The sequence below is a fragment of the Rhizobium sp. LARHSG275 genome, assembly GCF_052871115.1.
The window spans coordinates 1-23,532 of record NZ_JBIXJN010000009.1 but is presented as its reverse complement, the minus strand read 5'-3'; the positions used below and the strand labels follow the sequence as shown (position 1 = coordinate 23,532).

The 23,532-nt window shown below is 61.2% G+C and carries 22 protein-coding genes; 14 read left to right on the top strand and 8 right to left on the bottom strand.

Annotated elements, in window-relative coordinates:
• Positions 1–64 precede the first annotated feature (64 nt).
• Complete coding sequence (locus ACIPSK_RS13620) at positions 65–982, top strand: sugar ABC transporter substrate-binding protein (protein ID WP_017963003.1); 918 nt, start codon at positions 65–67, stop codon at positions 980–982.
• A gap of 508 nt (positions 983–1,490) precedes the next feature.
• Here ACIPSK_RS13620 and ACIPSK_RS13615 read toward each other — a convergent pair.
• A complete protein-coding gene (locus tag ACIPSK_RS13615) occupies positions 1,491–1,721 on the bottom strand; it encodes a DUF2093 domain-containing protein (protein WP_003545832.1) in 231 nt (76 codons plus the stop codon).
• A gap of 67 nt (positions 1,722–1,788) precedes the next feature.
• Positions 1,789–3,591: a DNA mismatch repair endonuclease MutL gene (gene mutL, locus ACIPSK_RS13610; RefSeq protein ID WP_017963004.1), complete on the bottom strand. Its 1,803-nt coding sequence runs from the start codon at positions 3,589–3,591 to the stop codon at positions 1,789–1,791.
• Positions 3,592–3,775: 184 nt separating this feature from the next.
• Here mutL and ACIPSK_RS13605 point away from each other — a divergent pair, with 184 nt between their 5' ends.
• Both ACIPSK_RS13605 and ACIPSK_RS13600 read left to right on the top strand, forming a co-directional pair.
• Positions 3,776–5,497: a response regulator gene (locus ACIPSK_RS13605; RefSeq protein ID WP_162118893.1), complete on the top strand. Its 1,722-nt coding sequence runs from the start codon at positions 3,776–3,778 to the stop codon at positions 5,495–5,497.
• Between the two features lie 329 nt (positions 5,498–5,826).
• Positions 5,827–7,191 (top strand): putative bifunctional diguanylate cyclase/phosphodiesterase, encoded by a 1,365-nt coding sequence (locus tag ACIPSK_RS13600; protein ID WP_017963006.1) that lies wholly within the window; start codon positions 5,827–5,829, stop codon positions 7,189–7,191.
• A gap of 118 nt (positions 7,192–7,309) precedes the next feature.
• Here the strand turns inward: ACIPSK_RS13600 and ACIPSK_RS13595 are convergent, their stop codons facing one another.
• The 5 genes from ACIPSK_RS13595 to ACIPSK_RS13575 all read right to left on the bottom strand — a co-directional run bounded on the left by ACIPSK_RS13595 (position 7,310) and on the right by ACIPSK_RS13575 (position 11,365).
• Positions 7,310–7,921, bottom strand: a complete 612-nt coding sequence (locus tag ACIPSK_RS13595) for a PRC-barrel domain-containing protein (protein WP_017963007.1) — start codon at positions 7,919–7,921, stop codon at positions 7,310–7,312.
• Positions 7,922–8,141: 220 nt separating this feature from the next.
• Positions 8,142–9,029, bottom strand: coding sequence for an SMP-30/gluconolactonase/LRE family protein (locus ACIPSK_RS13590; RefSeq protein ID WP_017963008.1), 888 nt, complete (start codon positions 9,027–9,029; stop codon positions 8,142–8,144).
• Positions 9,026–9,667 (bottom strand): 2-dehydro-3-deoxy-6-phosphogalactonate aldolase, encoded by a 642-nt coding sequence (locus tag ACIPSK_RS13585; protein WP_162118894.1) that lies wholly within the window; start codon positions 9,665–9,667, stop codon positions 9,026–9,028. The genes ACIPSK_RS13590 and ACIPSK_RS13585 overlap by 4 nt, the downstream gene beginning before the upstream one ends.
• Positions 9,668–9,680: 13 nt before the next feature.
• Positions 9,681–10,598 (bottom strand): 2-dehydro-3-deoxygalactonokinase, encoded by a 918-nt coding sequence (locus tag ACIPSK_RS13580; protein ID WP_162118895.1) that lies wholly within the window; start codon positions 10,596–10,598, stop codon positions 9,681–9,683.
• On the bottom strand, positions 10,598–11,365 hold the full coding sequence (locus ACIPSK_RS13575; RefSeq protein ID WP_170262454.1) for an SDR family NAD(P)-dependent oxidoreductase: 768 nt from the start codon (positions 11,363–11,365) through the stop codon (positions 10,598–10,600). Before ACIPSK_RS13575 ends, ACIPSK_RS13580 begins: the two co-directional genes overlap by 1 nt.
• 108 nt (positions 11,366–11,473) lie before the next feature.
• Here ACIPSK_RS13575 and ACIPSK_RS13570 point away from each other — a divergent pair, with 108 nt between their 5' ends.
• The 3 genes from ACIPSK_RS13570 to ACIPSK_RS13560 all read left to right on the top strand — a co-directional run bounded on the left by ACIPSK_RS13570 (position 11,474) and on the right by ACIPSK_RS13560 (position 15,049).
• Positions 11,474–12,271 carry an IclR family transcriptional regulator gene (locus ACIPSK_RS13570; protein WP_162118896.1) on the top strand — a complete coding sequence of 266 codons (798 nt, stop codon included), beginning with the start codon at positions 11,474–11,476 and terminating at the stop codon, positions 12,269–12,271.
• Positions 12,272–12,521: 250 nt separating this feature from the next.
• On the top strand, positions 12,522–13,256 hold the full coding sequence (locus tag ACIPSK_RS13565; protein ID WP_162118897.1) for a LuxR family transcriptional regulator: 735 nt from the start codon (positions 12,522–12,524) through the stop codon (positions 13,254–13,256).
• Between the two features lie 632 nt (positions 13,257–13,888).
• Positions 13,889–15,049: an Mrp/NBP35 family ATP-binding protein gene (locus ACIPSK_RS13560; protein ID WP_162118898.1), complete on the top strand. Its 1,161-nt coding sequence runs from the start codon at positions 13,889–13,891 to the stop codon at positions 15,047–15,049.
• Positions 15,050–15,276: 227 nt separating this feature from the next.
• On the opposite strand, the gene ACIPSK_RS13555 is transcribed toward ACIPSK_RS13560, so the two are convergent.
• Complete coding sequence (locus ACIPSK_RS13555) at positions 15,277–15,513, bottom strand: hypothetical protein (protein ID WP_017963016.1); 237 nt, start codon at positions 15,511–15,513, stop codon at positions 15,277–15,279.
• Positions 15,514–15,552: 39 nt separating this feature from the next.
• On the opposite strand from ACIPSK_RS13555, the gene ACIPSK_RS13550 reads away from it, so the two are divergent.
• The 8 genes from ACIPSK_RS13550 to ACIPSK_RS13515 all read left to right on the top strand — a co-directional run bounded on the left by ACIPSK_RS13550 (position 15,553) and on the right by ACIPSK_RS13515 (position 22,976).
• Entirely contained in the window at positions 15,553–16,530 is a 978-nt protein-coding gene (locus ACIPSK_RS13550; protein ID WP_162118899.1) for a CorA family divalent cation transporter, read from the top strand.
• An 18-nt stretch (positions 16,531–16,548) separates the two neighbouring features.
• On the top strand, positions 16,549–18,447 hold the full coding sequence (locus tag ACIPSK_RS13545) for a potassium transporter Kup (protein ID WP_162118900.1): 1,899 nt from the start codon (positions 16,549–16,551) through the stop codon (positions 18,445–18,447).
• Positions 18,448–18,871: 424 nt separating this feature from the next.
• Entirely contained in the window at positions 18,872–20,065 is a 1,194-nt protein-coding gene (locus tag ACIPSK_RS13540; RefSeq protein ID WP_162119675.1) for a cell wall hydrolase, read from the top strand.
• Positions 20,066–20,337: 272 nt separating this feature from the next.
• Complete coding sequence (locus tag ACIPSK_RS13535) at positions 20,338–20,670, top strand: AtpZ/AtpI family protein (protein ID WP_017963019.1); 333 nt, start codon at positions 20,338–20,340, stop codon at positions 20,668–20,670.
• Positions 20,671–20,732: 62 nt separating this feature from the next.
• Positions 20,733–21,485, top strand: a complete 753-nt coding sequence (locus ACIPSK_RS13530) for a F0F1 ATP synthase subunit A (RefSeq protein WP_017963020.1) — start codon at positions 20,733–20,735, stop codon at positions 21,483–21,485.
• A 67-nt stretch (positions 21,486–21,552) separates the two neighbouring features.
• Positions 21,553–21,780 (top strand): F0F1 ATP synthase subunit C, encoded by a 228-nt coding sequence (locus tag ACIPSK_RS13525; RefSeq protein ID WP_003545854.1) that lies wholly within the window; start codon positions 21,553–21,555, stop codon positions 21,778–21,780.
• 77 nt (positions 21,781–21,857) lie between these two features.
• Positions 21,858–22,481, top strand: coding sequence for a F0F1 ATP synthase subunit B (locus tag ACIPSK_RS13520; protein ID WP_017963021.1), 624 nt, complete (start codon positions 21,858–21,860; stop codon positions 22,479–22,481).
• Positions 22,482–22,484: 3 nt separating this feature from the next.
• Positions 22,485–22,976: a F0F1 ATP synthase subunit B gene (locus ACIPSK_RS13515; protein WP_162119674.1), complete on the top strand. Its 492-nt coding sequence runs from the start codon at positions 22,485–22,487 to the stop codon at positions 22,974–22,976.
• Positions 22,977–23,532: the final 556 nt, after the last annotated feature.

Below are 23,532 nucleotides of genomic sequence, written 5' to 3'. Positions count from 1 at the left end.
TCATTGGGGCAGTGGGCAACGAGATCGCTCTAGAGGAGGGCGGTCGAAACATGGGAGGTCTATCATGAAACCGCAATCCCTGCTGGGAGCTCTTGCGCTTCTGGCCGTCGCTGCAGTGCCGGCCTTGGCGCAGGAGCCGGTCAAGCTCGGCTTTATAACCAAATTCCCTGTACCGTTCTTCGCAACAATGGAGAACGCCGCCAAAGATTATGCGAAGAGAAATCCCGGCGTCGAGATCATCTACGGGCAGGGCACATCAGCAACCGACATCGAGGGCCAGATTGCACAGATCGAATCCATGGTGACACGAGGCGTGCAGGGCATTGCCCTCACGCCAGTCGATCCTACCGTGTCGACTGCGCTGGACAAGGCGGTGGCGGCCGGCGTCAAGGTCGTGCTGATGGATAACAACATTCCGGATTGGAAAGGCAGGACGGCGCTTGCCACGACCAATAATTTCGCTGCGGGCAAAATCGCCGGCGAATATCTCAAGACTGTTCTTAAAGCCGGCGATACGCTCGGGATTCTCGAGGGCGTGCCCGGTGTGCCGGCGCTTGATGACCGCGTAAACGGTATGCTTGAAGGGCTGAACGGCCTTGACGTCAAGATCGTCGGGAAAGGCGCAACAAACTGCACCGAGGAGTTAGGGATCAGTGTCGCCGAGGATCTGCTCACGAAAAACCCGGATCTCAAGGCCATTTATGCCGCTTGCGGCCCGCCCGCTGCTGGCGCGGCGCGCGCAATCAAGAACGCTGGCACTGCCAATGACAAGATTGTGCTGGTCGGTTTCGATTTCTGCTGCGGCGAAGAGGAAGCGCTGAAGAGTGGAGTCGAGGATGCGTCGGTGGCGCAGTTCCCCACCAAGATGGCTGAACTCGGTGTGGATGCGCTGGTAAAATCGATTCGCGGAGAGAAGGTTGAGTCTTTGATCGATTCCGGCGCTGCGCTCGTGACGCCTGAGAATATGGCAAAATTCAAGTGAACCGTTGCCCCATGTCGATCGCGTAGGCGGGGAGTCAAACCTCCCCGCTGTCGGGAATGATATCGTCGAGCCTTGCGGCCCGGAGCCACGTTGGCCAGCCGATACGGGCGTTGTCGTGGATGAGCCTATGATATTTCAAGTCGCCGGGTAACCGGAGCGGATATTCTCCCTGGAGCAGCTCCGGGCTGCAGACCGGAGAACCATCACAGCCAGAACCTCCGACGCAGATGGCAGCAGCTAGAGCCTTTCCGGGCTAGATTGAAGTATTCTGTTGGCTCAAACGGAGTCGGATGGTCGACCGGCCGGCGCGCGTCGTAGCCAAGCTCTACGGCCAAGCCGGCCGGTCGATCAGCCGGCCCGTTTCAGCCAACCCGAAGGGCCGGGCATCTTTCCACCAGGATCAAAGGCGATCGGCTCGGACGTACCAAGGGGTATGCCCTTCGCCAATCGCCTCTGCCCTGACGAAAACCTGCTCCGGCAGAATGCTTCAATCTAACCCGGAAAGGCTCTAGCGCCGCTGGTTCGGCAGCACACCGGCGCGTTTGTCGGCATCGATTGCCGAGATCACGTCGGCATAGGGCTCCTGCCGGGCGACGCTCCAATAGCGTAATTCGTCGAGCGGGATCTGTTTTCCCGTCATCGCGCAGACGACATAGGAGCCGGGCGAGAGAATCTGGAAATCGCCATCGAGATACCGGATCTTCGCCTCGCGGTTTCCGTGTCCTTCGAACAAATTCATGCGCTCCGTTCCCTGCAGTCTGTCATCCGTCTGCCATACTCCCGCAAGGGCTGCTTTTCCAGCTTTTTTAGCTTCTGCCGAAAAGCCGTTCGATATCGCTGAGCTTCAATTCGATATAGGTCGGCCGGCCGTGATTGCACTGGCCGGAGCCGGGCGTCACTTCCATCTCCCGCAGCAGCGCGTTCATTTCCTCCGGCCGCAATCGCCGTCCGGAGCGCACCGACCCGTGGCAGGCCATGGTCGCCGCCACATATTCGAGCTTGGCCGACAGGCCGGACGCCGTGTCCCATTCGGCAATCTCGTCGGCGAGCTGGCGGATCAGGCCATGCGCATCGACCTCGCCGAGCATGGCAGGCGTCTCGCGCACGGCGATCGCGCCCGGGCCGAAACGCTCGATCGCCAGGCCGAGTTCGGAAAGCTCGGCCGCATGCTGCATCAGCCGGTCGCAATCCTCTTCCGGAATGTCGATGATCTCGGGGATGAGCAGCACCTGCGAGGCCAGCCGCTTCGAATGCAGCGCCTTGCGCATCGCTTCGAAGACCAGCCGCTCATGCGCGGCATGTTGATCGACGATGACGAGCCCGTCCTCGGTCTGGGCGACGATGTAGTTTGCGTGGATCTGCGCCCGTGCCGCGCCGAGCGGATACCGTGCATTTGGTTCGGTCGCTGCCGGCTGCGGCGAAAATTGCGGCTCGGCTCGCGCCGTCGGCATCGAAAGTCCGTCGAAGGACGCCTGGGGCCGCTCGCCGAAACCCGTTGTCGGCTGATAGGGCCGGGAGGGCGACGTTTCGGCCGACCATGGCGTTTGCGGCCGCTGGCTATTCGGCTGGAAGCCGGGGCGGAAGGAACGCAGCATGTCGCTCGCCCCGGTCGTCGCCGCCCGGCTGCCGTCGCGCGCCAAGGCCTCGCGGATGGCGCCGACGATCAGGCCGCGCACCAGGCCAGGGTCGCGAAACCGCACGTCGGATTTTGCCGGATGCACGTTGACGTCGACCAGAGCGGGATCAAGCGTGATCGACAGAACCGCCACCGGATGGCGTCCGGATGGGATCGTCTCGGCATAGGCGCCGCGGATCGCCGAGAGGATCAGCTTGTCCTGCACCGGCCGGCCGTTGACGAAGGCGTATTGATGGGCGGAGTTGCCGCGATTGAAGGTCGGCACGCCGGCAAAGCCGGTGAGCGAGATCTCTTCGCGCACGGCGTCGAGCGCAATGGCGTTGTCGCGGAATTCCTTGCCGAGTACCTGCGCCATGCGCGCCAGATGATCATCGCCGGTTGCCGGGAATTCCAGCGTCGTGCGGTCCGAGCCCGACAGCACGAAGCGCACGGCCGGAAAGGCGATCGCCATGCGCTTGACGATCTCGGTGATGGCGCCAGCCTCGGCTTTCTCCGTCTTCAGGAATTTGAGGCGGGCGGGTGTGGCAAAAAACAGGTCGCGCACTTCGACGATCGTCCCGGGATTGGCGGCAGCCGGCCTGATATGCGCGATCTTGCCGCCGGCAACGGCGATCTCGTGGCCGCCGGCGCTGTCGCGCCTGCGGCTTGCGATGCTGAGCCTTGCAACCGAGCCGATCGAGGGCAGCGCCTCGCCGCGGAAGCCGAGCGTGCGGATATCCTCGAGCGTCTCGGAGATCTTCGAAGTGCAGTGGCGCCTGACCGCCAGTTCCAGATCGGCCGCGTCCATGCCCGAGCCATTGTCGCTGACGCGCAGCAGCGCCTTGCCGCCGCCTGATGTGGCGATCTCGATGCGCGTCGCCCCCGCGTCGAGCGCGTTTTCGATCAGTTCCTTGGCAGCGCTCGCCGGCCGTTCGATGACTTCGCCGGCGGCGATCTGGTTGATGAGCGTTTCGGAGAGCTGTCTGATGGCCATGGGCTATTTTCGGAGATTCGCGGGCCGGAGGGAAGGGCTTTCCAAGCGCTTTCCCGAACCGTGATCCGGGGGCTTCCCCAAATGTGGGGGTAGGTAATGTTAAGCCGGTTTTAACATAAAAATGGCATTTCTATTCATATGCCTCCGGAAGCTGCGAAATCGAACAGATGTGGGACGGAATAGAATGAGTGCCGGCTTCGAAAAGGCGGACACATCATCAGGAATCGATGGGGCTCCCGCCGAGGCCGATCTGCAGACGGCGCTTTTCGATGTCGTGTGCGACAGCCTTTCCGCAGCTTTCATCATCTACGACAAGAACGATCATCTCATCTTCGCAAGCCGCCAGACTCTCGAATTCTTTCCGCTGCCCGCCGAAATGCTGAAGCCGGGCACGCGGCTTCGCGATTTCCTCGGCGCAATGTACGACACCGGCATTCGCCAGCAGTATGATGTCAGGCGAGGTGGCTCGCTCAGCCGCGAAGACTGGCTGTCGGAGAAAATCGCCTCCCATTGGCGCGAGCGTTTCGACGCTGTCGAGCGCCATGGCACCGACAGCTGGGTCCGCTTCGTCAAGCGCAGGCTGCCGGGCGGCTACGGCGTCACCATCATCTCCGACATTTCCGAGAACAAGAAGCGCGAAGAGCAATGGCGCTCCGATCTGGAGCGCGTGCAGCTCACCGAGGACATTCTCGACAATCTGCCGTTTCCGCTTTTCGTCAAGGATCGCAACCTCACCTATGTCGCGGTAAATCTCGCCTTCTGCGAGAAATATCAGACGAGCGCCGACGAGGTGCTCGGCCGTAAGAGCGGTGATCTGTTTTCAGAGGAGATCGCCAAGCGCTTCGAGGAGAGCGATCGCCACGTGCTGGAGACCGGCGAGATGTCCGTCTCCCGCCAGCGTCAGATCTCCCGCGACGGTATCGAGCGCGACATCGTCAGCCGCAAACATCGCATCGGCAAGCCCGGCCGCTATTTCCTGGTGTCGACCACGCAGGACCTGCCGCGCGACGGCGCCGATCTCGACGAGTTCGGCCAAGCGTCCGCGATCACCGCCTCCAGCAATCAAAGCTATCGCCGCGCCTATGTGCCGGTACCAACGAGCGTCGAGCGGCGCGAACCAGCGGCGATGGAAGCGATTGTTCCGGAGAATTTCTCCGGCCGCAAGGTCCTCGTCGTCACCGCCGACCTCGCAGCCGAAACCGCCGCGCTGCGGACACTGACGAAATACGGCTTCGAATCCTGCTCGGTCCGCGGCGAGGACGAAGAGGAGCGGTTCCTGGAAATCGCCACCTCCTCCGGCATCTCGCTCGATCTTTTGATCATCGACAACCAGATGGGCATGCGCTGCCTCGAGCTTGCCGAGCAATACGGCATCCCGGCGCTCGTCATGGACGGCTTCCAGATCGCCAACGAGCTCACATTCCAGATCGCCCGCCATTTCAACCGCAACAGCCGCAGCGCCGCCGGTTCGGATGCGGATTGGGAAATCAGCACGTCCGACGATGTGGTCGGCCTGCAGATTCTTGTCGCCGAAGACAACGATATCAACCAGATCGTCTTCTCGCAGATCCTTGAAGGCCTCGGCTACCGCCATATGCTTGCGGCGACCGGCGACGAGGCCGTGCGCCTCTGGGCCGAGCACCGGCCGCAGATCGTACTGATGGATATTTCCCTGCCGGGTTTCAACGGTTTCGAGGCCGCCCGCCTCATCCGGCAGATGGAGGAAACCGGCGGCGGAACCCGCACCCCGATCATCGGCGTGCTCACCCAGGCCTTCGAGCGCGACCGCGCCGAATGCGTCAAATCAGGCATGGACGACGTCATCATGAAACCCGTCAGCCCGGACATGCTCGAAATGGTATTTCAGAAGTACCTGATGGGCGAGGCTTTGCGGGCGCGAAACTAAAGCATGTCGCGCAAAAGTGTGCAGCGGTTTTGCGCTAACGACATGCGTGAAAACAAAGACCTAAAGCGCGAGGAGCGAATCTGAAAGATCGCGACGCGCTTTAGAGCAATTTCAGGAAAAGTGTGAAGCGGTTTTCCGTCCGGAATTGCGTAAAACAAATGTTAGAGCGGTTCGGCGCTTCCATGAGAAGCTGAACCGCTCTAACAGAAATACCCGTCAACTCCTAGATTTTGGGTGTTCCAGGCGGCAGAGGTCGCTGATTTCCTATCGAATTGTTAAGACATGCCGGTCATTCTTTTGCATAGCTGCGGGGGAAAGCTCGGGTTTGCATGATAAAATCGGCGGAAATAGCTTTCTTGACCGTGGGTCAGAATGAGCTTCAGGCGATGGCCTACACCGATCCGCTGACCGGATTGGGAAACCGCAATCGCATGCGGGACAAGGTCTTGCAGATCTCTTCCGAGCGCGCCAGCGATCCGGCCCCCTTCACCATCGGCATCGTCAACCTCGACAGCTTCAAGCCGATCAACGACCTGTTCGGCTCGACAGCCGGCGATGAAATCCTCTGTCAGGTCGCTCATCGTCTCAGGGCCTGTATTCCGGACGGCGCGCTTGTCACCCGCCACGATGGTGACGAATTCGCCTTCGTGCTGCCATTGATCTTCGAGCGGGCGAGTGCCGAGAAGTTCGGCCAGATGATCCGCGAGGTGCTATCAGCCCCCTATGACCTCGGTGACCGCAACGTCCGTCTCTCCGCTTCCCTCGGCTTCTCTATCTATCCGTTCGCCGGAGAGGATTGCGAGGAACTGCTGAAGAGTGCCGAAACCGCCCTCTACCGCTCCAAGCGCCGCGGTCGCGGCCAGATCACCGTCTATTCGCGCGAGATCGCGCAGGAAATGAAACGCGCGACGCAACTGGAGCAGGCGCTCAGAAACGCCATCATCTCGGATGCGATCGACGTGCATTTCCAGCCGATCGTCTCGTTGTCCAACAATCAGGTCGTCGGCTTTGAGGCGCTCGCCCGCTGGAACGACCCCGATCTCGGCTTCGTGCCGCCCGGCGTCTTCGTGCCGCTCGCCGAAGAGCGCGGCTTCATCGATGCGCTGTCGGAGGCGTTGCTGCGTAAAGCCGCCGAAGCAGCATTGTCCTGGCCGCGCGAACTCTTTCTGTCGTTCAATCTATCCTCGGCCCAGCTGATGGATCCGGGAACGAGCAGCAGCGTCCTGTCGATCCTCGGCCGCGTCGGCTTCGATCCGCATCGGCTGGAGCTGGAGATCACTGAGACCGCCGTGATGAGTTCGGCCGATACCGCTCATCGGATCATCGCCGATCTGCGCGCCGCCGGTGTGCGCATCTCGCTCGACGATTTCGGCACCGGCCAGTCGAGCCTCGGACGCCTGCGCGACTTTATCTTCGACAAGATCAAGATCGACCGTGCCTTCGTCTCGCGCATCAATTCCGATCGCGCCTCCGAACACATCATCAAGGCGATCCTCACCATGTGCGAGGGTTTGGAGCTGGAGGTCGTGGCGGAAGGCATCGAGGATTATGCGGAGGCAGTGAAGTTGCGTATGCTCGGCTGTGGCATGGGCCAGGGCTATCACTTCGGCCGTCCGGCCGATGGTATCGCCACGCTGCGCTTCCTACACGAGAACTACTACGATCCGACTATGATGGAGCGTGTCAGCGCATAAAACGATGGCGCCCCATAAAACGATGGCGCCCCTAGAGCATGATGCTTTTAGGCCGATCTGGCCTAAAAGCATCCAGTTCTAGGAGCGCCATCGCCTACGCTATACTACCGCGCACGGATTATTTAGGCGTGGTCGAGCCGGTCGCCGTGGTATCGGTACCGTTCGCAGCCGGAGCCGGAGCCCTTTCGGCCGACTGCATTGCCAGCGTCTTGAACTCCGGTGCGGCCTTCAGCGATTCAGCCGTTTCGCTGGTCGTCAGCTTGACGCTGCCGTCCTGAGTGTTCTGCGCGACGGTGATCTTTTCCATCGGAACGGCGACATCCTTTTCGCCGATACCGAGGAAGCCGCCGACGCCAACGATCGCAGCAACAATGCCGCCGTCCTTCTTCATGATCAGGTCGTTGACGCTGCCGATGCTTTCATTCTTGGCGTTATAGACCGACTGGCCGATATAGGTGTTGGCACTGATCTGATCCGGAGCCTGCTCCGTCAGATAGCCGACCTGAGCTGTGTCTGCGGTCGGTGCTGCGGCCGGAGCCTGTGCGGCATCGCCTGCGGGCTTGGTGACATCGGGCGTCATCGGCTTAGGTGCTGCCGGGTTGGCCGGAGCTGCCTGGGTTGGAGCGGCGGGATTCGCTGGCTGCGGCGCCGCCTGCGAAAATGCCGCCGGTGCGAAAGCCGTGGCAAACAGTGCGCCAGCGGCAACGGTCGTCAAGAGTTTGCGTGTCATTTCGAACCTACTTTCATTTCCCTGGAGTAATCACTGACCGGCAACGCCTGTTTGATTGCAGCGCCGGTTCGAAAGGAAAATGAGTGGTGGGCCGATTGGTTCCGGTTGAAAACACGGAAAATTTCTCGATTCTCACGGAACATTTATCGAGGAGCTGCCGCCAAACCCAGAAAAGGCGCCCCGGTCGGGGAGCGCCTCAGATGGCCTCGGCCCCCCGTGTTCAGAGCACATAGACGGGATCAAACACGCCCTTGACCTCGATGCCGAGCTCCAGAAGCGCGCCGGCACTGGGCTGGGCCGAACGGGCATCCTCGTCGAGCCCTTCCCAGGCGGTCGTTACCGCAAGCCGGTCGGCATTGACGCCGATAAAGGCAGGGCAGGAAGGCTGGACGGCGGGGACCTTGTAGCGCGAAATACGCAGGCCATCGGGATTGTAGCGGTCGACGACACCCGCACCCCAGCGCGCATTCCAGATATAACCGTCGGCATCGACCACCGAGCCGTCGATGTCGCCGGGCTCGTTCATGCTGTCGACCAGCACGATAGGCTCGCCCGAGGGCAGGCCGGTCAGCGGATCGACCATGACTCGCATCAGCCGGTTGATGCGGGAATCCGTGTAATAGCCGATCGTGCCGTCAGGCGAGAAGCAGATCGAATTCGGGATGCTGATGCCGTTGAAAATCTTCGTCACCTTGCCGCTGGCGACATGATAGATGGCGCCGGCCTGGTTTTCCGCCCGCTTGCTCATCGTGCCGATCCAGAGCGCGCCGGAAGGATGCGTGCGGCCGTCGTTCGAACGGTTTTCCGGCCTGTCGTTTTCGAGCGCGGCGTAGAAGGTGAGGTTGCCGCTTGCCACGTCGCGCACGAAAAGCCCTTCTTCCGTCGCGATCAGCTGCCGCGCTGCGTCGATGCGTGCAAGCACGCTCGCCATCACAGGCAGCGGATGCACCTTTTTCGCGCCCGTCGAAAGATTGAGCTCGTGCAGTTCCTTGCCGAGGATGTTGAACCACCAGACGGTATTGCTGTCCGGATCATAGGTCGGGCCTTCACCGAGAACGGAATTGGTATTGCAAAGTGTTTTGCCCTCGAACTCATAAATATCGGTCATACGTTCACGCTCCCAATGGCTGCATCATAGGCGTAAATGGTCGCCTTGGCGCGCTCGGCAACCTCTGATGCGGTCATTCCTGGCTTGTAGATGCTGGTGCCGAGGCCGAAGGAGAAGATGCCGGCCTTGGTATAATCGCCGAAATTCTTGTCCGACACACCGCCGACGGCGGCAATCATCAGCTCAGCCGGCAGGATTGCCCGGATCGCCGTGATGCCGGAAGGGCCGAGCACGCTTGCCGGAAAGAATTTGAGACCGGTGGCCCCGGCGCGCGCTGCCGCCAGCGCCTCGGTCGGCGTAAAGACACCCGGCATCGTCACCATGCCATATTCGCGCGCCCGGATGATCACCTCAGGCTCGACATTCGGGGTGACGAGCAGCTTGCCGCCGGCCGCATGCAGGCTGTCGACCGCCTCGACGGTCAACACCGTGCCGGCGCCGATCAGCACCTCGGCCGGCGCCATCTTTGCGGCGATCTCGATGGACTTGAACGGTTCCGGCGAGTTGAGCGGAATCTCGATCGCCGTCAGGCCATTTTCGATCAGAGCACCGACGACGCTTTCGGTCTCGTCAGGCCGGATGCCGCGAAGGATGGCGATCAGCGGGCGCTTCATATCGGGGAAGGGGATGCGGTTCATCGTGTCAGCTTTCTCAATTCGGCCAGATGGATTCGGCGGCAGCCGAAAGCCCGCGGCGCACGGCGGCGTCGGCGTCGATGGCGGTGAAGGCAAGGGAGAGGGTTCTGAAGGCCTGTTCGTAAAGTGCCTGCAGCCGCCCGGAGGCGACGAGGGTGATGTCGGTGCCGTTTGCCGCATCCTGCAGCGCCCCGGCGATCTCGAGGCCGATCAGCGTGCCGGAAAGCCGGGCTTGCGCGGCAGCGGCTGATATGCCGTGAAGGAGCTGGCCCGAGCGGGCGGTGAACAGCAGGTTGGAGGCAAGGGCCGGGCGCGTAAAAGCGGCCGAGACCGCCGCCTCGAAGGCTGCCGCATCCGCCTGCCGCTCTCCCGCGCCGGCAACGGCGTGCGAAAGGATCGTGTGTTTGCTGACGACGTCGAAAAGCTCGCCGGTCATGAAGGTCGAAAAGCCGGTGACCTTGGCGTCCGTCACATGCACCCATTTCGAATGCGTGCCGGGCATACAGACCGCCTGCGCCCCCGAGCTTGCGCGGCCGAGCGCGCCGAGAAGCTGGGTTTCCTCACCGCGCATGACGTCGGGCCTCGCCATGTCCCGCTGGGCAAGGCCCGGCAGGATGCGGATGTCGCGGCTTTCGCCTGGCACGGAGACCGCCCCGGTCAGGATCGAGACGAGCGGCGCCGGCACGTCGATATAACCGGCCTCAACCCAGCCCTGCCTGGCGCCGGCCATGCCGCAGACGATCACCGGCAGGTTTTCCGGCGCCTCGATGGCGGTGAGATGGCTGGCAAGCACCGCGGAAAAGCCGGTCTTTGCCGCGCTCGTCATGCCTTCGCCGCTGCGACGTTCGGCAAGGACGGTGCCGTCTCTGTCGATCAGCCAGAGCCGAAAGCTGCTGGTGCCCCAGTCCACCGCGACATAAGCGGGATTTGCCATTACAGAACGCCTCCATCGACAATCAGGGACTGGGCGGTCATTCCAGCCGCACAGTCGGATGCAAGAAACAGGCAGGGACCGACGATCGCATCGGGTTTGAGCGCGACTTTCAGGCACTGATCCTCGATCGAGCGCGCAATGCTCTCCTCGGTGAGCCAGTGCTGCATCTGCCGCTCGGTGACCACCATGCCGGGCAGGATGCAATTGACCCGGATATTCTCCGGCCCGAGCCTGCCCGCCAGGCTCTTCGTCAGTCCGACGACCGCTGCCTTGGCGGCCGCATAGGCGGGAAAACCACCCATGTTCAGCTTGAAGGCGATTGACGACATATTGATGATCGCCCCGCCGCCGGCCGTCCGCATCGACGGCACGACTGCCTGCGAGGTGAAGAACACATGCTTGAGGTTGACCGCCTGGTTATTGTCCCAATAGGCCTCGGTGACCGCGTCAAATTCATGGCGGTCGTCCCAGGCGGCATTGTTGACCAGCACGCGGATCGGCCCTGACCTGGTAATGACGGTATCGACCGTGCGCCGGATCGCCTCGATGTCGCGCAGGTCGGCATGGTGAAAGGAGACCGGATGCGTGGTCTCCCGCGACAGCCTTTCGGCGAGCTCGCGGCCGGCGGCCTCGGCGATATCGATGAATGAGACCTTGGCGCCTTGGCGCGCGAAACCTTCGACGATCGCAGCACCGATGCCTGATCCGCCGCCGGTCACCAGCACGGTTCGGTTTTTGAACTCGGGAAATTGTGCTGCTGGCATCATGGTCACCGTCGCCTCCCGACCTTATCGTTGTTCCATTATTTGGAACTTAATTTGACTATATGGAATTATCGAATTACAGTGCCCTTTCTGTCAAGGGTGAGTGACGCGATGAATTCGAACGGCGACGGCGCAGCACAGGCACGCGAGACCGGCACGCTCGGCAAACTGATGGTTCTGCTCGATCTCGTCACCCATGCCGACGCCCCGTTGCGTTTCACCGATATCCTGGCTCTCGCCGGCCAGCCGCGCGGCACGCTGCATCGCCAGCTGAGCCACCTGGTGGAGGAAGGGCTGATCGAGCTCGATGGTGACGGCCGCTATGCGCCAGGCCTGCGCCTGCTCGATTTCGCCGCGCGCAGCTGGGCGCGCAACGAATTCCGCTTGATCGCCGAGCCGCACCTCGCCGATCTGCAGCGGGCGACCGGCGAGACGGTGCATCTCGGCGTTCTCCGCGGACAGTCGATCATCTATCTCGATAAGGTCGAAGGCCGTCAGCCTGTGCGCATGTATTCGCAGATCGGCAATGCCTCGCCCTGTTATTGCACCGGCGTCGGCAAGGCCGCCTTGTCGCTGCTGCCGGCCGAAGGCCTTGCCAATCTCGTCGCCGGCTTGAGCTTCACCAGCTTTACCGCCTCGACCCATGTCTCAGCCGAAACGCTGCTTGCGGAAATCCGCGAGATTGCCGATCAGGGCTATGCCTTCGACCGTGAGGAGCATGAGGCCGGCATCCGCTGCGTTGCCGCACCCGTCTGGTCGGAGGATCGGACCTTTATGGGTGGCATTTCGATTACCGGCCCGGCCTATCGGTTGTCGATGGAACTTCTGCACCAGTGGGCCGTTCCGGTTCGACTGGCGGCTGGGAGGATCATGGAAGGCATGCGCGTTCGTCTCGGTCCGCGCCGCTGAGGGAAAAATCACAATCGGCCCGCTGCCGGACGCGAGCAGAGCATGCTTATGATGAGCGCGATATTGAGATTTGCCGACGAATCACCACAACTAGAACGGTCCGCGAAATCTACAACCAGTCATCGGCTGAACGCTCAACGCTGAAGCCGATTCCACAAGCGATCGTCGTTCCCCATGCAATTGAAACACCCCTAGCGGGCAGGTTTCGCAAACGGTTTGCCGGCCGCTGTGCCGAAGATGAAGAAATGTGATGGCACCCTTGTCGCAAACATCCACGGAAGAAGACGATTATGTTCAGGAAATTGCGGGCCTGAAGACCCAGTTCGATATTTTTCGTTTCATGAAACGGGTGACGGAAGCCTATCGCAGCCGTGCCTTCATGGTCCTCAACCTGCCGCCGATCACCTCCCTCGATCTTCAGGGCAGCACCGTCATTACCAGCTGGCCGGCCGAGCTTCTGGCTCTCTACGACCAGGAAGGCCTGATGGTGAACAGTCCGGTTCTGAGGCGCCTCAGAACATCCGCGCGACCCTTTTTCTACGACATGTCGCGTCAGAACTGGTCGCGGGACGACGGCAAGTCCATTCTCGTTGCCTCGCTGTTCGAACGTTTCAAGATGATGCGCTGCGCCTATTTCCCGACGCATGATCCTTCCGGCCTGCGCGGCGCCGTCTCTTTCGCCGGCGACCGCGAGCCCTTCAATCCGGCCGAGATGCGCGAGCTGTGCTACATCGCCATCCACGTCTTCGACAGGCTTGGGGAGATCCGCAACCTCGATACGCGCATGACGGACACGCTGACCGACCGCGAGATCGATTGCCTCAACTGGACGGCAGCCGGCAAGACCAGTGCTGAAATCGCCGAAATCCTCACCCTCTCCGAGCACACGGTCAATCACTACCTCAACCGCGCCACCAAGAAGCTCGACACGGTCAACCGCACCCAGGCCGTCGCCAAGGCGCTGCGCATCGGCCTGATCAAATAAGTTGCAAAAAACAACCGACTGCTTTCCGAGCCGCCCAGCGCGTAGGCATACCTTTCCCGCTGAGGGGCTGCCGCAAGCGCTTTTGCGCTCTTTTCCCTGATTTTTCATCTGGCACGCTTTCTGCATCTCTTCGGCGAGAGGTCCAGAGGGGACTTTGAGACCAGCGCCAGGAAATGGCGCGGCCGACACACCGCTGCCCGACGCCGATGCCGCTTTTCTCCCGGCCCTTCGGCGTCGGCGGCGGTTGTTGCGTTTTGGCACCGCTTCTTTCGCAGCTGTTGGCGATTTCATCTTCCTTGTTCACTTTTCGCTGGTCTTTTTTTCGGCTTGCGCTAGTTCGCCCCGGATTGCGCCGGTTCTAGGGGAGACCGTTGCGGCCATCAGGGCGAAAGCCCGGCGGACTTGATGGCCGCAACGGACTGCCAATTCTCCCCGGCGTTCTTTTTGGCCCGCCGGATTTTCCTCCCGATGATTTTGTTTGGCGAAGGCTTCGGTCTCCACTATTTCTACTGCATGACTTAGCCTATCGGAATGGCTTGGGCTAAGTCTGCAGCAATTCAAGTGCTACAGCGTCCTTTGCGCGTCTTGAGAGACGCGCGGCGCTGTAGTCTGCAAGAAGCATTGAGGGTGAAATGGCCGACGTCACCAAGGAACAGGTTCTCGAAACGCTGAAGACCGTGCGTGGACCGGATCTCGAGCACGATATCGTCGAGCTCGGCATGGTCTCCGACGTCTTCATCTCCGACGGCAAGGTTTATTTCTCCATCACCGTCCCGGCCGATCGCGCCAAGGAGCTGGAGCCGATGCGGCTCGCCGCCGAGCGCGTCATCAAGGAAATGCCGGGCGTCAAGGGCGCCCTCGTCACACTAACGGCGGACAAGAAGGCGGCCGCCGCCGCTCCGGCTGCCCGCCCTGCGCCGAACCCGCCGCACGGCCATGCCGGCCACGATCACGGGGCTCACGTCCCTCAACAGCCGCCGCGCGCCGGCAAGATCGGTGTGCCCGGCATCGGCGCCATCATCGCGGTCGCCTCGGGCAAGGGTGGGGTCGGCAAGTCGACCACCGCCGTCAATCTCGCACTCGGCCTGCTCGCCAACGGTCTTCGCGTCGGCATTCTCGATGCAGACATCTACGGTCCCTCGATGCCGCGCCTGCTGAAGATATCGGGCCGCCCGACGCAGATCGACGGCCGCATCATCAATCCGATGGAGAATTATGGCCTCAAGGTCATGTCGATGGGCTTCCTTGTCGACGAGGAGACGGCGATGATCTGGCGCGGGCCGATGGTGCAGTCGGCGTTGTTGCAGATGCTGCGCGAAGTCGCCTGGGGCGAGCTCGACGTCCTCGTCGTCGACATGCCGCCCGGCACCGGCGACGCGCAGCTGACCATGGCCCAGCAGGTGCCGCTTGCCGGTGCGGTCATCGTCTCCACACCGCAGGATCTCGCTCTGATCGATGCCCGCAAGGGCCTCAACATGTTCCGCAAGGTCGAGGTGCCTGTGCTCGGCATCGTCGAGAATATGAGCTACTTCATCGCCCCTGATACCGGCACCCGCTACGACATCTTCGGCCATGGCGGCGCCCGCAGGGAGGCCGAGCGCATCGGCGTTCCCTTCCTCGGCGAAGTGCCGCTGACGATGAACATCCGCGAAACCTCTGACGCCGGCACGCCGCTCGTCGCCTCCGAGCCGAACGGCATCGTCGCCGGCATCTATCGCGGTATCGCCGCCAAGGTCTGGGAGCAGCTCGCCGGCCAGTCCCAGCGCCCGGCGCCGGCGATCGTCTTCGAATAATGCATGCCGCCCGGAAGTGTGCAGCGGTTTCCGGGATGACGGCATGCATAAGACAAAATGCATGCCGCCCGGAAGTGTGCAGCGGTTCCGGGATAACGGCATGCATAAGACAAAATGCATGCCGCCCGGAAGTGTGAAGCGGTTCCGGGATAACGGCATGCATAAGACAAAGAGCTGGCGCGCGTCGCATGAATCGGGTTCGACGCGAGGTGCTTTAGCGAGCCGAATCACCGCAGCGGATACCCCAAATTGTGGGGGAAACGTGGTGAAAAGCCGCGCTTCACGGAAGATGTCTTGATTATTTCACGGCTTTGCTTCATATGCCGCGGCGCCATGATGGCGTTTTGCTGCAGATGCTCAATGAGGCCGTCCCCGTTTCGAAGGGTCCGGCCCGCCTGCAAGTTCGGAGTTGTCTTGTCGATCGAAGGATTGGGAACTGCGATGCAGTTGAGCACAATGCGCATGCCGGCCTTTGAGGTTGGATGCAGCCGGAGAGACTACCGGTGATTACCGCTTACTGTTCCAATTGCAAGTCGGTCGAGATCCGCGATCTGTCGCATGCCGCCTCCTTTCCCGAGGATGTCGTATGGATCGACATGATCGAGCCGACCCGCGACGAGGAACTCTATGTCGAGAAGGTTCTCGGCATAGAGGTCCCGACCCGCGACGATCTCAAGGATATCGAGCCTTCCGCCCGTCTCTATGTCGAAAACGACGCCGTCTTCATGACCGCCTCGCTGCTCTGGAAGGCTGACACCGACGTGCCGACGCTGACCGACGTCGCCTTCATCCTGGCTGGAAATCGCCTGGTCACCATTCGCTACGCCCATCCCAAATCCTTTGCGCTGTTCATCGCCGCCCTCCACCGGCTGCCGGAAAACTGGCGCAGCGGCGCTGCCCTTCTCGCCAAGCTCTTGGAGACGATCGTCGACCGCACCGCCGAGATCCTCGAAATCTCCATCTCCCGCATCGACATCCTGTCGACACATGTCTTCGGCGATCGGGCAAGGAAGGTGCGCAAGCCCTCGAACTACCTCGAGGAGAAGTTGCGCGATATTGCCGGCCATCACCGGATGATCAGCAAGGTGCGCGACAGTCTCGGGTCGCTTGCCCGCCTGCTGACGTTCTTTCACACGACCCCGGCGATCCAGCAGGACCGCGAGGCGAAGGAGCTCTGCCGCACCGTCTCGCGCGATGTCCAGTCGCTGTCGGAGCATGCTTCCTTCGTCGCCGCCAACATCACCTTCCTGCTCGATGCTTCGCTCGGGCTGATCAACATCGAGCAGAACTCGATCATCAAGATTTTCTCGATTGCCTCGGTGGTGTTCTTGCCGCCGACATTGGTCGCCTCCATCTATGGTATGAACTTTCAGGTCATGCCGGAGCTGACCTGGGTCGCGGGTTATCCCTATTCGCTGGCCCTGATGGTGATTTCAGCCGTCATCCCCTTTTTCTTTTTCCGCTGGAAAGGCTGGCTCTGAGGAGCCTGATGCAACTTCATGTCCGAAGAGAGCCATCCGAACGAAAGCCATATGACGCCGAAAAAGCTGTTCTATCTAGCGTTGGGTTCCGTCGGTGTCGTCTACGGCGATATCGGCACCAGCCCGCTCTATGCCTTTCGCGAGGCGCTGAAGCCGGTGGCCCATGACGGCGTCACCCGTTTTGAAGTCATCAGCCTGATCTCGCTGATGATCTGGGCGCTGACGATCATCGTCACCATCAAATATGTGCTCTTCCTGCTGCGCGCCGACAACGACGGCGAGGGCGGCACGTTGTCGCTGCTTGCCCTGCTGATGAAGACCGCCAACGGCCATACCGCCGTCCTGATGCTGCTCGGGCTGATGGGTGCGGCCCTCTTCCTCGGCGACGCGATGATCACGCCGGCTCTATCGGTGCTGTCGGCCGTCGAAGGCCTGAAGCTCGTCACGCCCAGCCTCGCGGAATATATCGTGCCGATCTCGGTGGTGATCCTGGCGCTGCTTTTCGTCGTGCAATCGCGCGGCACCGGTGCCGTTGCAAGGTTCTTCGGCCCGATCACCGCCGTCTGGTTCCTCGTCATGGCCGCTGCCGGCATTTCTCATATCTCGGACGATTACGGAATCCTTGCCGCCTTCAATCCCTATTATGCCGTTAGCTTCCTGCTGCATGAGGGCTTCTACGGCGTCGTCGTACTTGGCGCCGTCTTCCTGACGGTGACGGGCGCCGAGGCGCTCTACGCCGATCTCGGCCATTTCGGCCGTCGTCCGATCCAGTGGGCCTGGTTCCTGCTGGTATTCCCGTCGCTGACGCTGAACTATCTCGGGCAGGGGGCGCTGGTTCTCGGCAATCCGGCGACGATGTCCGATCCCTTCTATCTGATGTATCCGAAATGGGCGCTGCTGCCGGTCGTCATCCTGGCGACCGCCGCGACGATCATCGCCAGCCAGGCTGTCATCACCGGCGCCTTCTCGATGGTGCGCCAAGGCATCAACCTCGGCTTCCTGCCGCGCATGGAAATCCTCTTCACCTCGGAAACCAATACCGGGCAGATCTTCGTGCCTTCGGTCAACGCCGTGCTGTTCATCGGCGTCATCTTCCTGGTGCTGAGTTTCAAAACATCGGACGCGCTGGCGACCGCCTACGGTATCTCCGTCACCGGCGCGATGGTCGTCACCTCGATCATGGCCTTCGAATTCGTCCGCGTCCGCTGGAACTGGTCGCTTCCGGTTGCGGTGATCGCGCTCGCGCCGCTGGTGGTGCTCGAAATGATCTTCCTCGGCGCCAACCTTTTGAAAATCCACGACGGCGGCTATATTCCGATCATGATCGCCACGGCCTTTACCGTCGTCATGTGGACCTGGCGTCGCGGCACGGCGATCCTGATGGAAAAGACCCGCCACACCGATATTCCGCTCGCTTCCTTCGTCAGCTCGATCGAGCGCAAGAGCGAACATTCGCCGGCCCAGGTCCCGGGCACGGCGATCTTCCTGACCAGCGATCCGGAATCGGCCCCCGCCGCCTTGCTGCACAATCTCAAGCACAACCATGTGCTTCACGACCGCAACGTCATCCTGACGATCCGCACGGTCAACAAACCGCGCGTCCCGAGCCAGGACCGCTACCGGGTTGAGCAGATTTCCGAGCGCTTCTCCCGCGTCGAACTGCTCTTCGGCTTCATGGAATCGCAGAATGTCTCGCAGGCCCTGGCCACGCTGCGCAAGACAGGCCTGAAGTTCGACATCATGTCGACCTCCTTCTATCTCGGCCGACGCAAGCTGGTGCCGGACGCCAAGTCGGGCATGCCCTACTGGCAGGACCGGCTCTACATCGCGCTCGCCAACGCCGCCGCCAACCCCTCCGACTACTTCCGCCTGCCGGCCAACCGCGTGGTGGAACTCGGCTCGCATGTTATTATTTGATGGGTTGAAAGAGGGGCGCTTGCTTCGATCCTAGCTGTGCGATGTTTCGGATCTTCGGCCTTCGCGAAAAAGACCCCGCCCCAAACCCCTCCCCACAAGGGGGAGGGGCTTAACTTGCCGCTCCGGTGCTTCCCACTTTATCGTTTCATCCGCAGAACGGCTGATGTTTGTTGCGTGCGAGCGCCGCAAATTAGTCCCTCCCCCTTGTGGGGAGGGGACTTTCGCAAGGTGGGGAGGGTACTTTCGCAAGGTGGGGAGGGGACTTTCACAAGGCTGCGACACACCTCATTCCACGAAACTATCAGCCACATTAGAGCATCCAAAAGTTCCCACGGTCACATTTCGGCACAGCCCGTTAACCGGACATCAAGGTTAATGCGAGATTTTCAATGGAATGTTCCCGCGTTCCATGCCGGAGTCTGCGTTGCGTCGAAAGAGCCCTTCCCGTAGCAAGCTACGTCTTTTTCCCGAGAATTGGGTGTCGCCCGCAATCTTCGGTCTCGCCGGCTGGCTGATTTTCCCGAGTGTCGCATCCCATGCCGATCTCGCCGCTATGCTTGCCGGCCTCGATCATGAGGGTGAGAACTGGCGCATGGTGCTGACCAATTCGCCGGCCGGCTCCATCCACCAGGCCGAACTCGCCTTCGCCGAGCCGGTGGTGACGGGTTCGATCTCCGCCGGTGCCGGCATGGTGCTGCCCGATGGCCGCAAGGTCGCTTTCACCGCCAAGGACAAGGGCACTGCCAAGGATAGGGGCCGCGAGGATACGCCGGACGAGGATCGCGTCAACCGCGGCGCTAAGAAAGGCCGGGTCGTCGCCGTCGAGCAGATGCAGCCGCCGAAGGATTTTTCCGCCGGCTCGATCCTCGAACGTACCAGGATGCTCTTCGCCCCGAGCTTCGATCTCAAGGACCGCTCGGCCTTCGTCAAGCCGAAGATCCAGGGCAAGGAAATCGAGATCGCCACATCTTTCTATAAGAAGCAGCCGGTGGCGATCGACAACGGCGTGCCGGCCATGCTCGCAAGCCTCGTCACCAGCGACAAGGCCGATGTGCTGGCCACCGCCTATGGGCCGGCGGCACCCGACTATTCCCGCCAATCGCCCTTCGATTCGATCATGATCGATCAGGACAGCGGCCGCTTCGTTCCGGAGATCGGCCCGCACGACCATGCCTGGGCCGCCAGCATATTGTCGCCGAGCGTCTTTTCCGCTCGCGAACAGCAGTGCCTTGCCTCCGGTATCTATTTCGAGGCGCGTGGAGAATCGGTGAAGGGCCAGGCGGCCGTCGCCCAGGTCATCCTCAACCGCGTCCGCAATCCGTCCTATCCGAAAACCATTTGCGGCGTCGTCTATCAGAACGAGGATTGGCGCAACCGCTGCCAGTTTTCCTTCGCCTGCGACAGCATCAAGGACAGGGTGAACTCCGAATATCACTGGCGAGTCGCCCGCGATGTGGCGATGGCGGTGACATCAGGCAAGATCTGGCTGCCGCAGGTGGGCTCGGCGACTCACTATCACGCCGTCTATGTCAGGCCGAAATGGGCAAAGACCATGGAAAAGGTCGGCCGCATCGGACTTCATGTCTTCTATCGCACCTATGGCGGCGGCTGGAGCTGAGATAAATCGCTTGGGTAAGCCGATTTCCGGCCCGGAAAAGCGGATTCTTTCCGTCGAATTTCTGTGATCGACCCAGAGCCGATTTATCTCTTTGATTTAATGGAATTATTTTCTCGCTGGACAGAAGCTGTCTACGCCTTGACTATGCTAATCCCTAAAACTATGTTGCGCGCGACTTCAGAACGGGCCGGAAGGGTCTCAACCTTCGCGTCCGGGGTCCGAATGACCGGGGTAGCGGGAGTGCGGGCGACGGGCAAAGCGAGGAGAGATCCATGGCGGACGACCGCGAGGAAAGTCTTGAAAAGCGCCGTGCGCAACTGGGAGCGGAACTCGCGACCAAGCGTGTCGAGGCGGGAGTGGAACATGCAAGCGAGGCCCAAGCCGAGGTAAGCCGCAAAGGTTATGCCCAGGCGATGAAGCTTTCCAGCGAGTTCATTGCTGCAATCCTCGTCGGTGCTTTTCTTGGCTATGTTCTCGACCGTTTTGTTGGCACGGCGCCTTGGGGGATGATTGTTCTTCTGCTTCTCGGATTCTGTGCCGGCGTTCTGAACGTGCTGCGTTCTGCGGGGGTGGTGGCCCATCCTCTGGATGACGACAAGAAATAAGGACCGGTTCCGGTCCAGTGCAATGACCCCGCGTCCTGCGGGCCAAAGAGAGAGAACAAGCGGTGTCTAACGATCCGACTCATCAGTTCCTGATCCAGAAGATTGTGCCGATCGAAATCGGCGGAATTGATTTTTCGTTCACCAATGCATCGCTCTTCATGGCCGTTTCGGCTGCCGCTGCCGCAGGCTTCCTCTATTTCGCGACGTCGAACCGCGCCACCGTGCCGGGCCGTTCGCAGTCGGTCGCGGAAATGTCCTATGAATTCATCGCGAACATGCTGAAGGAAGGCGCTGGCAAGCAGGGAATGAAGTTCTTCCCGCTGGTCTTCTCGCTCTTCATGTTCGTCCTGACGGCGAACCTGCTCGGCATGTTCCCGTATTTCTTCACTGTCACCAGCCAGATCATCGTCACCTTCGCTCTCGCGATTTTGGTTATCGGTACGGTTCTCGTCTACGGTTTCTATAAGCACGGCTTCAAGTTTCTGAATGTCTTCGTGCCCTCGGGCGTACCGGGCATTCTGTTGCCGCTGGTCGTCACGATCGAAATCATCTCTTTCCTCTCCCGTCCGATTTCGCTCTCGGTTCGTCTTTTCGCCAACATGCTCGCCGGTCACATCACGCTCAAAGTGTTCGCAGGCTTCGTCGCCTCGCTCGGAACCTTGGGTGCTCTCGGTGTCGGCGGCGCCGTTCTTCCCCTCATCATGACCGTCGCCCTGACCGGTCTCGAGTTCCTCGTCGCCTTCCTTCAGGCTTATGTCTTTGCGGTGCTGACTTGCATGTACCTCAACGATGCAATCCATCCGGGCGGGCACTAAGGATAACGACATCGACGTCAAAGGGCGTCAGTCATTTGCCGCAACAACCATTTCAAAGGAGTTCAACATGGAAGCGGAAGCAGCAAAGTACATCGGTGCAGGCCTGGCTTGCTTTGGTATGGCCGGTACGGCTCTCGGCCTCGGCAATATTTTCGGCAGCTACCTCTCCGGCGCTCTGCGCAATCCGTCTGCCGCTGACAGCCAGTTCGGCCGTCTGGTATTCGGCTTCGCCGTTACGGAAGCTCTGGGCATCTTCTCGCTGCTCGTCGCTCTCCTCCTCCTCTTCGCCGTCTGATATCGGCGAATAGATGGATCACGGCCTGCGATCGCAAGCCGTGATCCTTTGCATTTGCAGTCCACCTGGAGGTGAGCATGTTTTTTGTGACCCCGGCTTACGCTGAGGAAGCACCGGCGGCAGCGACGGGTACGGATGCGCATGCCGCTCCGGCCGCAGGCGAGGTCCATACCGAGACTGGTGTTGCCGAAGGCGGACACGTCCGCGGCCCGTTCCCGCCTTTCGATTCGACGACCTACGCGTCCCAGCTGCTCTGGCTGGTGATCACATTCGGCGTCTTCTATTTGCTGATGCAAAAGGTCATCGCGCCGCGCATCGGGGCGATCCTCGATCAGCGTCACACGCGCATTTCCCAGGATCTGGAAGAGGCAGGCCGCCTGAAGGCCGAAGCCGACGCCGCCGTCCAGACCTATGAGGGTGAACTGGCCGCTGCCCGCGCCAAATCCAACGCGATCGGCTCCGCCGCACGCGACGCCGCCAAGGCCAAGGCCGAAGGGGAACGCCGCGCTGTCGAGGCAAGCCTGTCGGAAAAGATCAAGGCTGCCGAGCTCCGCATCGGCGAGATCAAGGCCAAGGCCTTCGCTGACGTCGGCACTATTGCCGAGGAAACCGCGGCTGCCGTCGTCGATCAGCTGATCGGCGGCACCGTCGCCAAGGCCGATGTCGCCGCCGCCGTCGCGGCTGCCAAGAAGGAGGCTTGATCGATGGAATTTGCCTTTGATGCGACTTTCTTCGCCTTTGTCGGCCTCGTCCTCTTCCTGGCGCTGGTCGTTTACCTGAAGGTTCCGGGCATGATGGCACGGTCGCTCGACGACCGCGCCGACCAGATTCGCAACGAATTGGCCGAAGCCAAGCGTCTGCGCGAAGAGGCCCAGCACCTGCTCGCCGAATACCAGCGCAAGCGCAAGGAAGCTGAAGCCGAAGCGGCCCACATCGTTGCCGCCGCCGAACGCGAAGCCGAGATGCTGACTGCCGAAGCGAAGAAGAAGACGGAAGAATTCGTCGCCAACCGCACGGCGCTGTCCGAGCAGAAGATCAAGCAGGCCGAGGTCGAGGCAATGAAGGCGGTGCGTTCCGCCGCCGTCGATCTTGCCATCGCGGCCGCAGAAACCGTGCTTGCCAAGCGGGCCGACGTCAAGGTTCAGTCCGAGCTCTTCGGCAATGCCGTCGGCCAGGTCAAGACGCGGCTGAACTAAGCAACTTTGAAAAAGATTGAGAGGAAGGCCGGGCATGTCCCGGCCTCTTCTTTTGCTGGCAAGGCTTGGTCTTTACTCGGCTTGGGGCCGAGGACAATGCGGTACCGTTGAACCGGCATCGCCACCTTCGCCTGGGTCGAATCACGTTTCTCGAGCCGTCTTCGAACCGTTGCAAACAGGGCGAAGGGACATGCCGCAACGTCTCGATTCCCTCTTCTCCCCAGCGGGGAGAAGGTGCCCGTAGGGCGGATGAGGGGGCCGCGAATCCGATCTTTCCTACAATGCCGATGCGCGCGCTGGGACACATGGCGTTGCCGTCGCGGCGGATAGGTAAGTGGGAGCGTGATTGCCGTGCGGCCCCCTTGCATGTTCAAACTGCATCCGTTGATGATGGGTGCGACCCCTGGGGGATGGCCATCCCCCAGGGGACGGACGGGCGGGACCGTAACCCCCTTGGCGTGAACCGGGGATGAGCCTGGTCCGCCCGTCCTTCGCGTTTGTCCTGAACAGATAGTGGGGAGCAGGTCCCGTATGCAAGGCAAGGTATCGTCCGAAC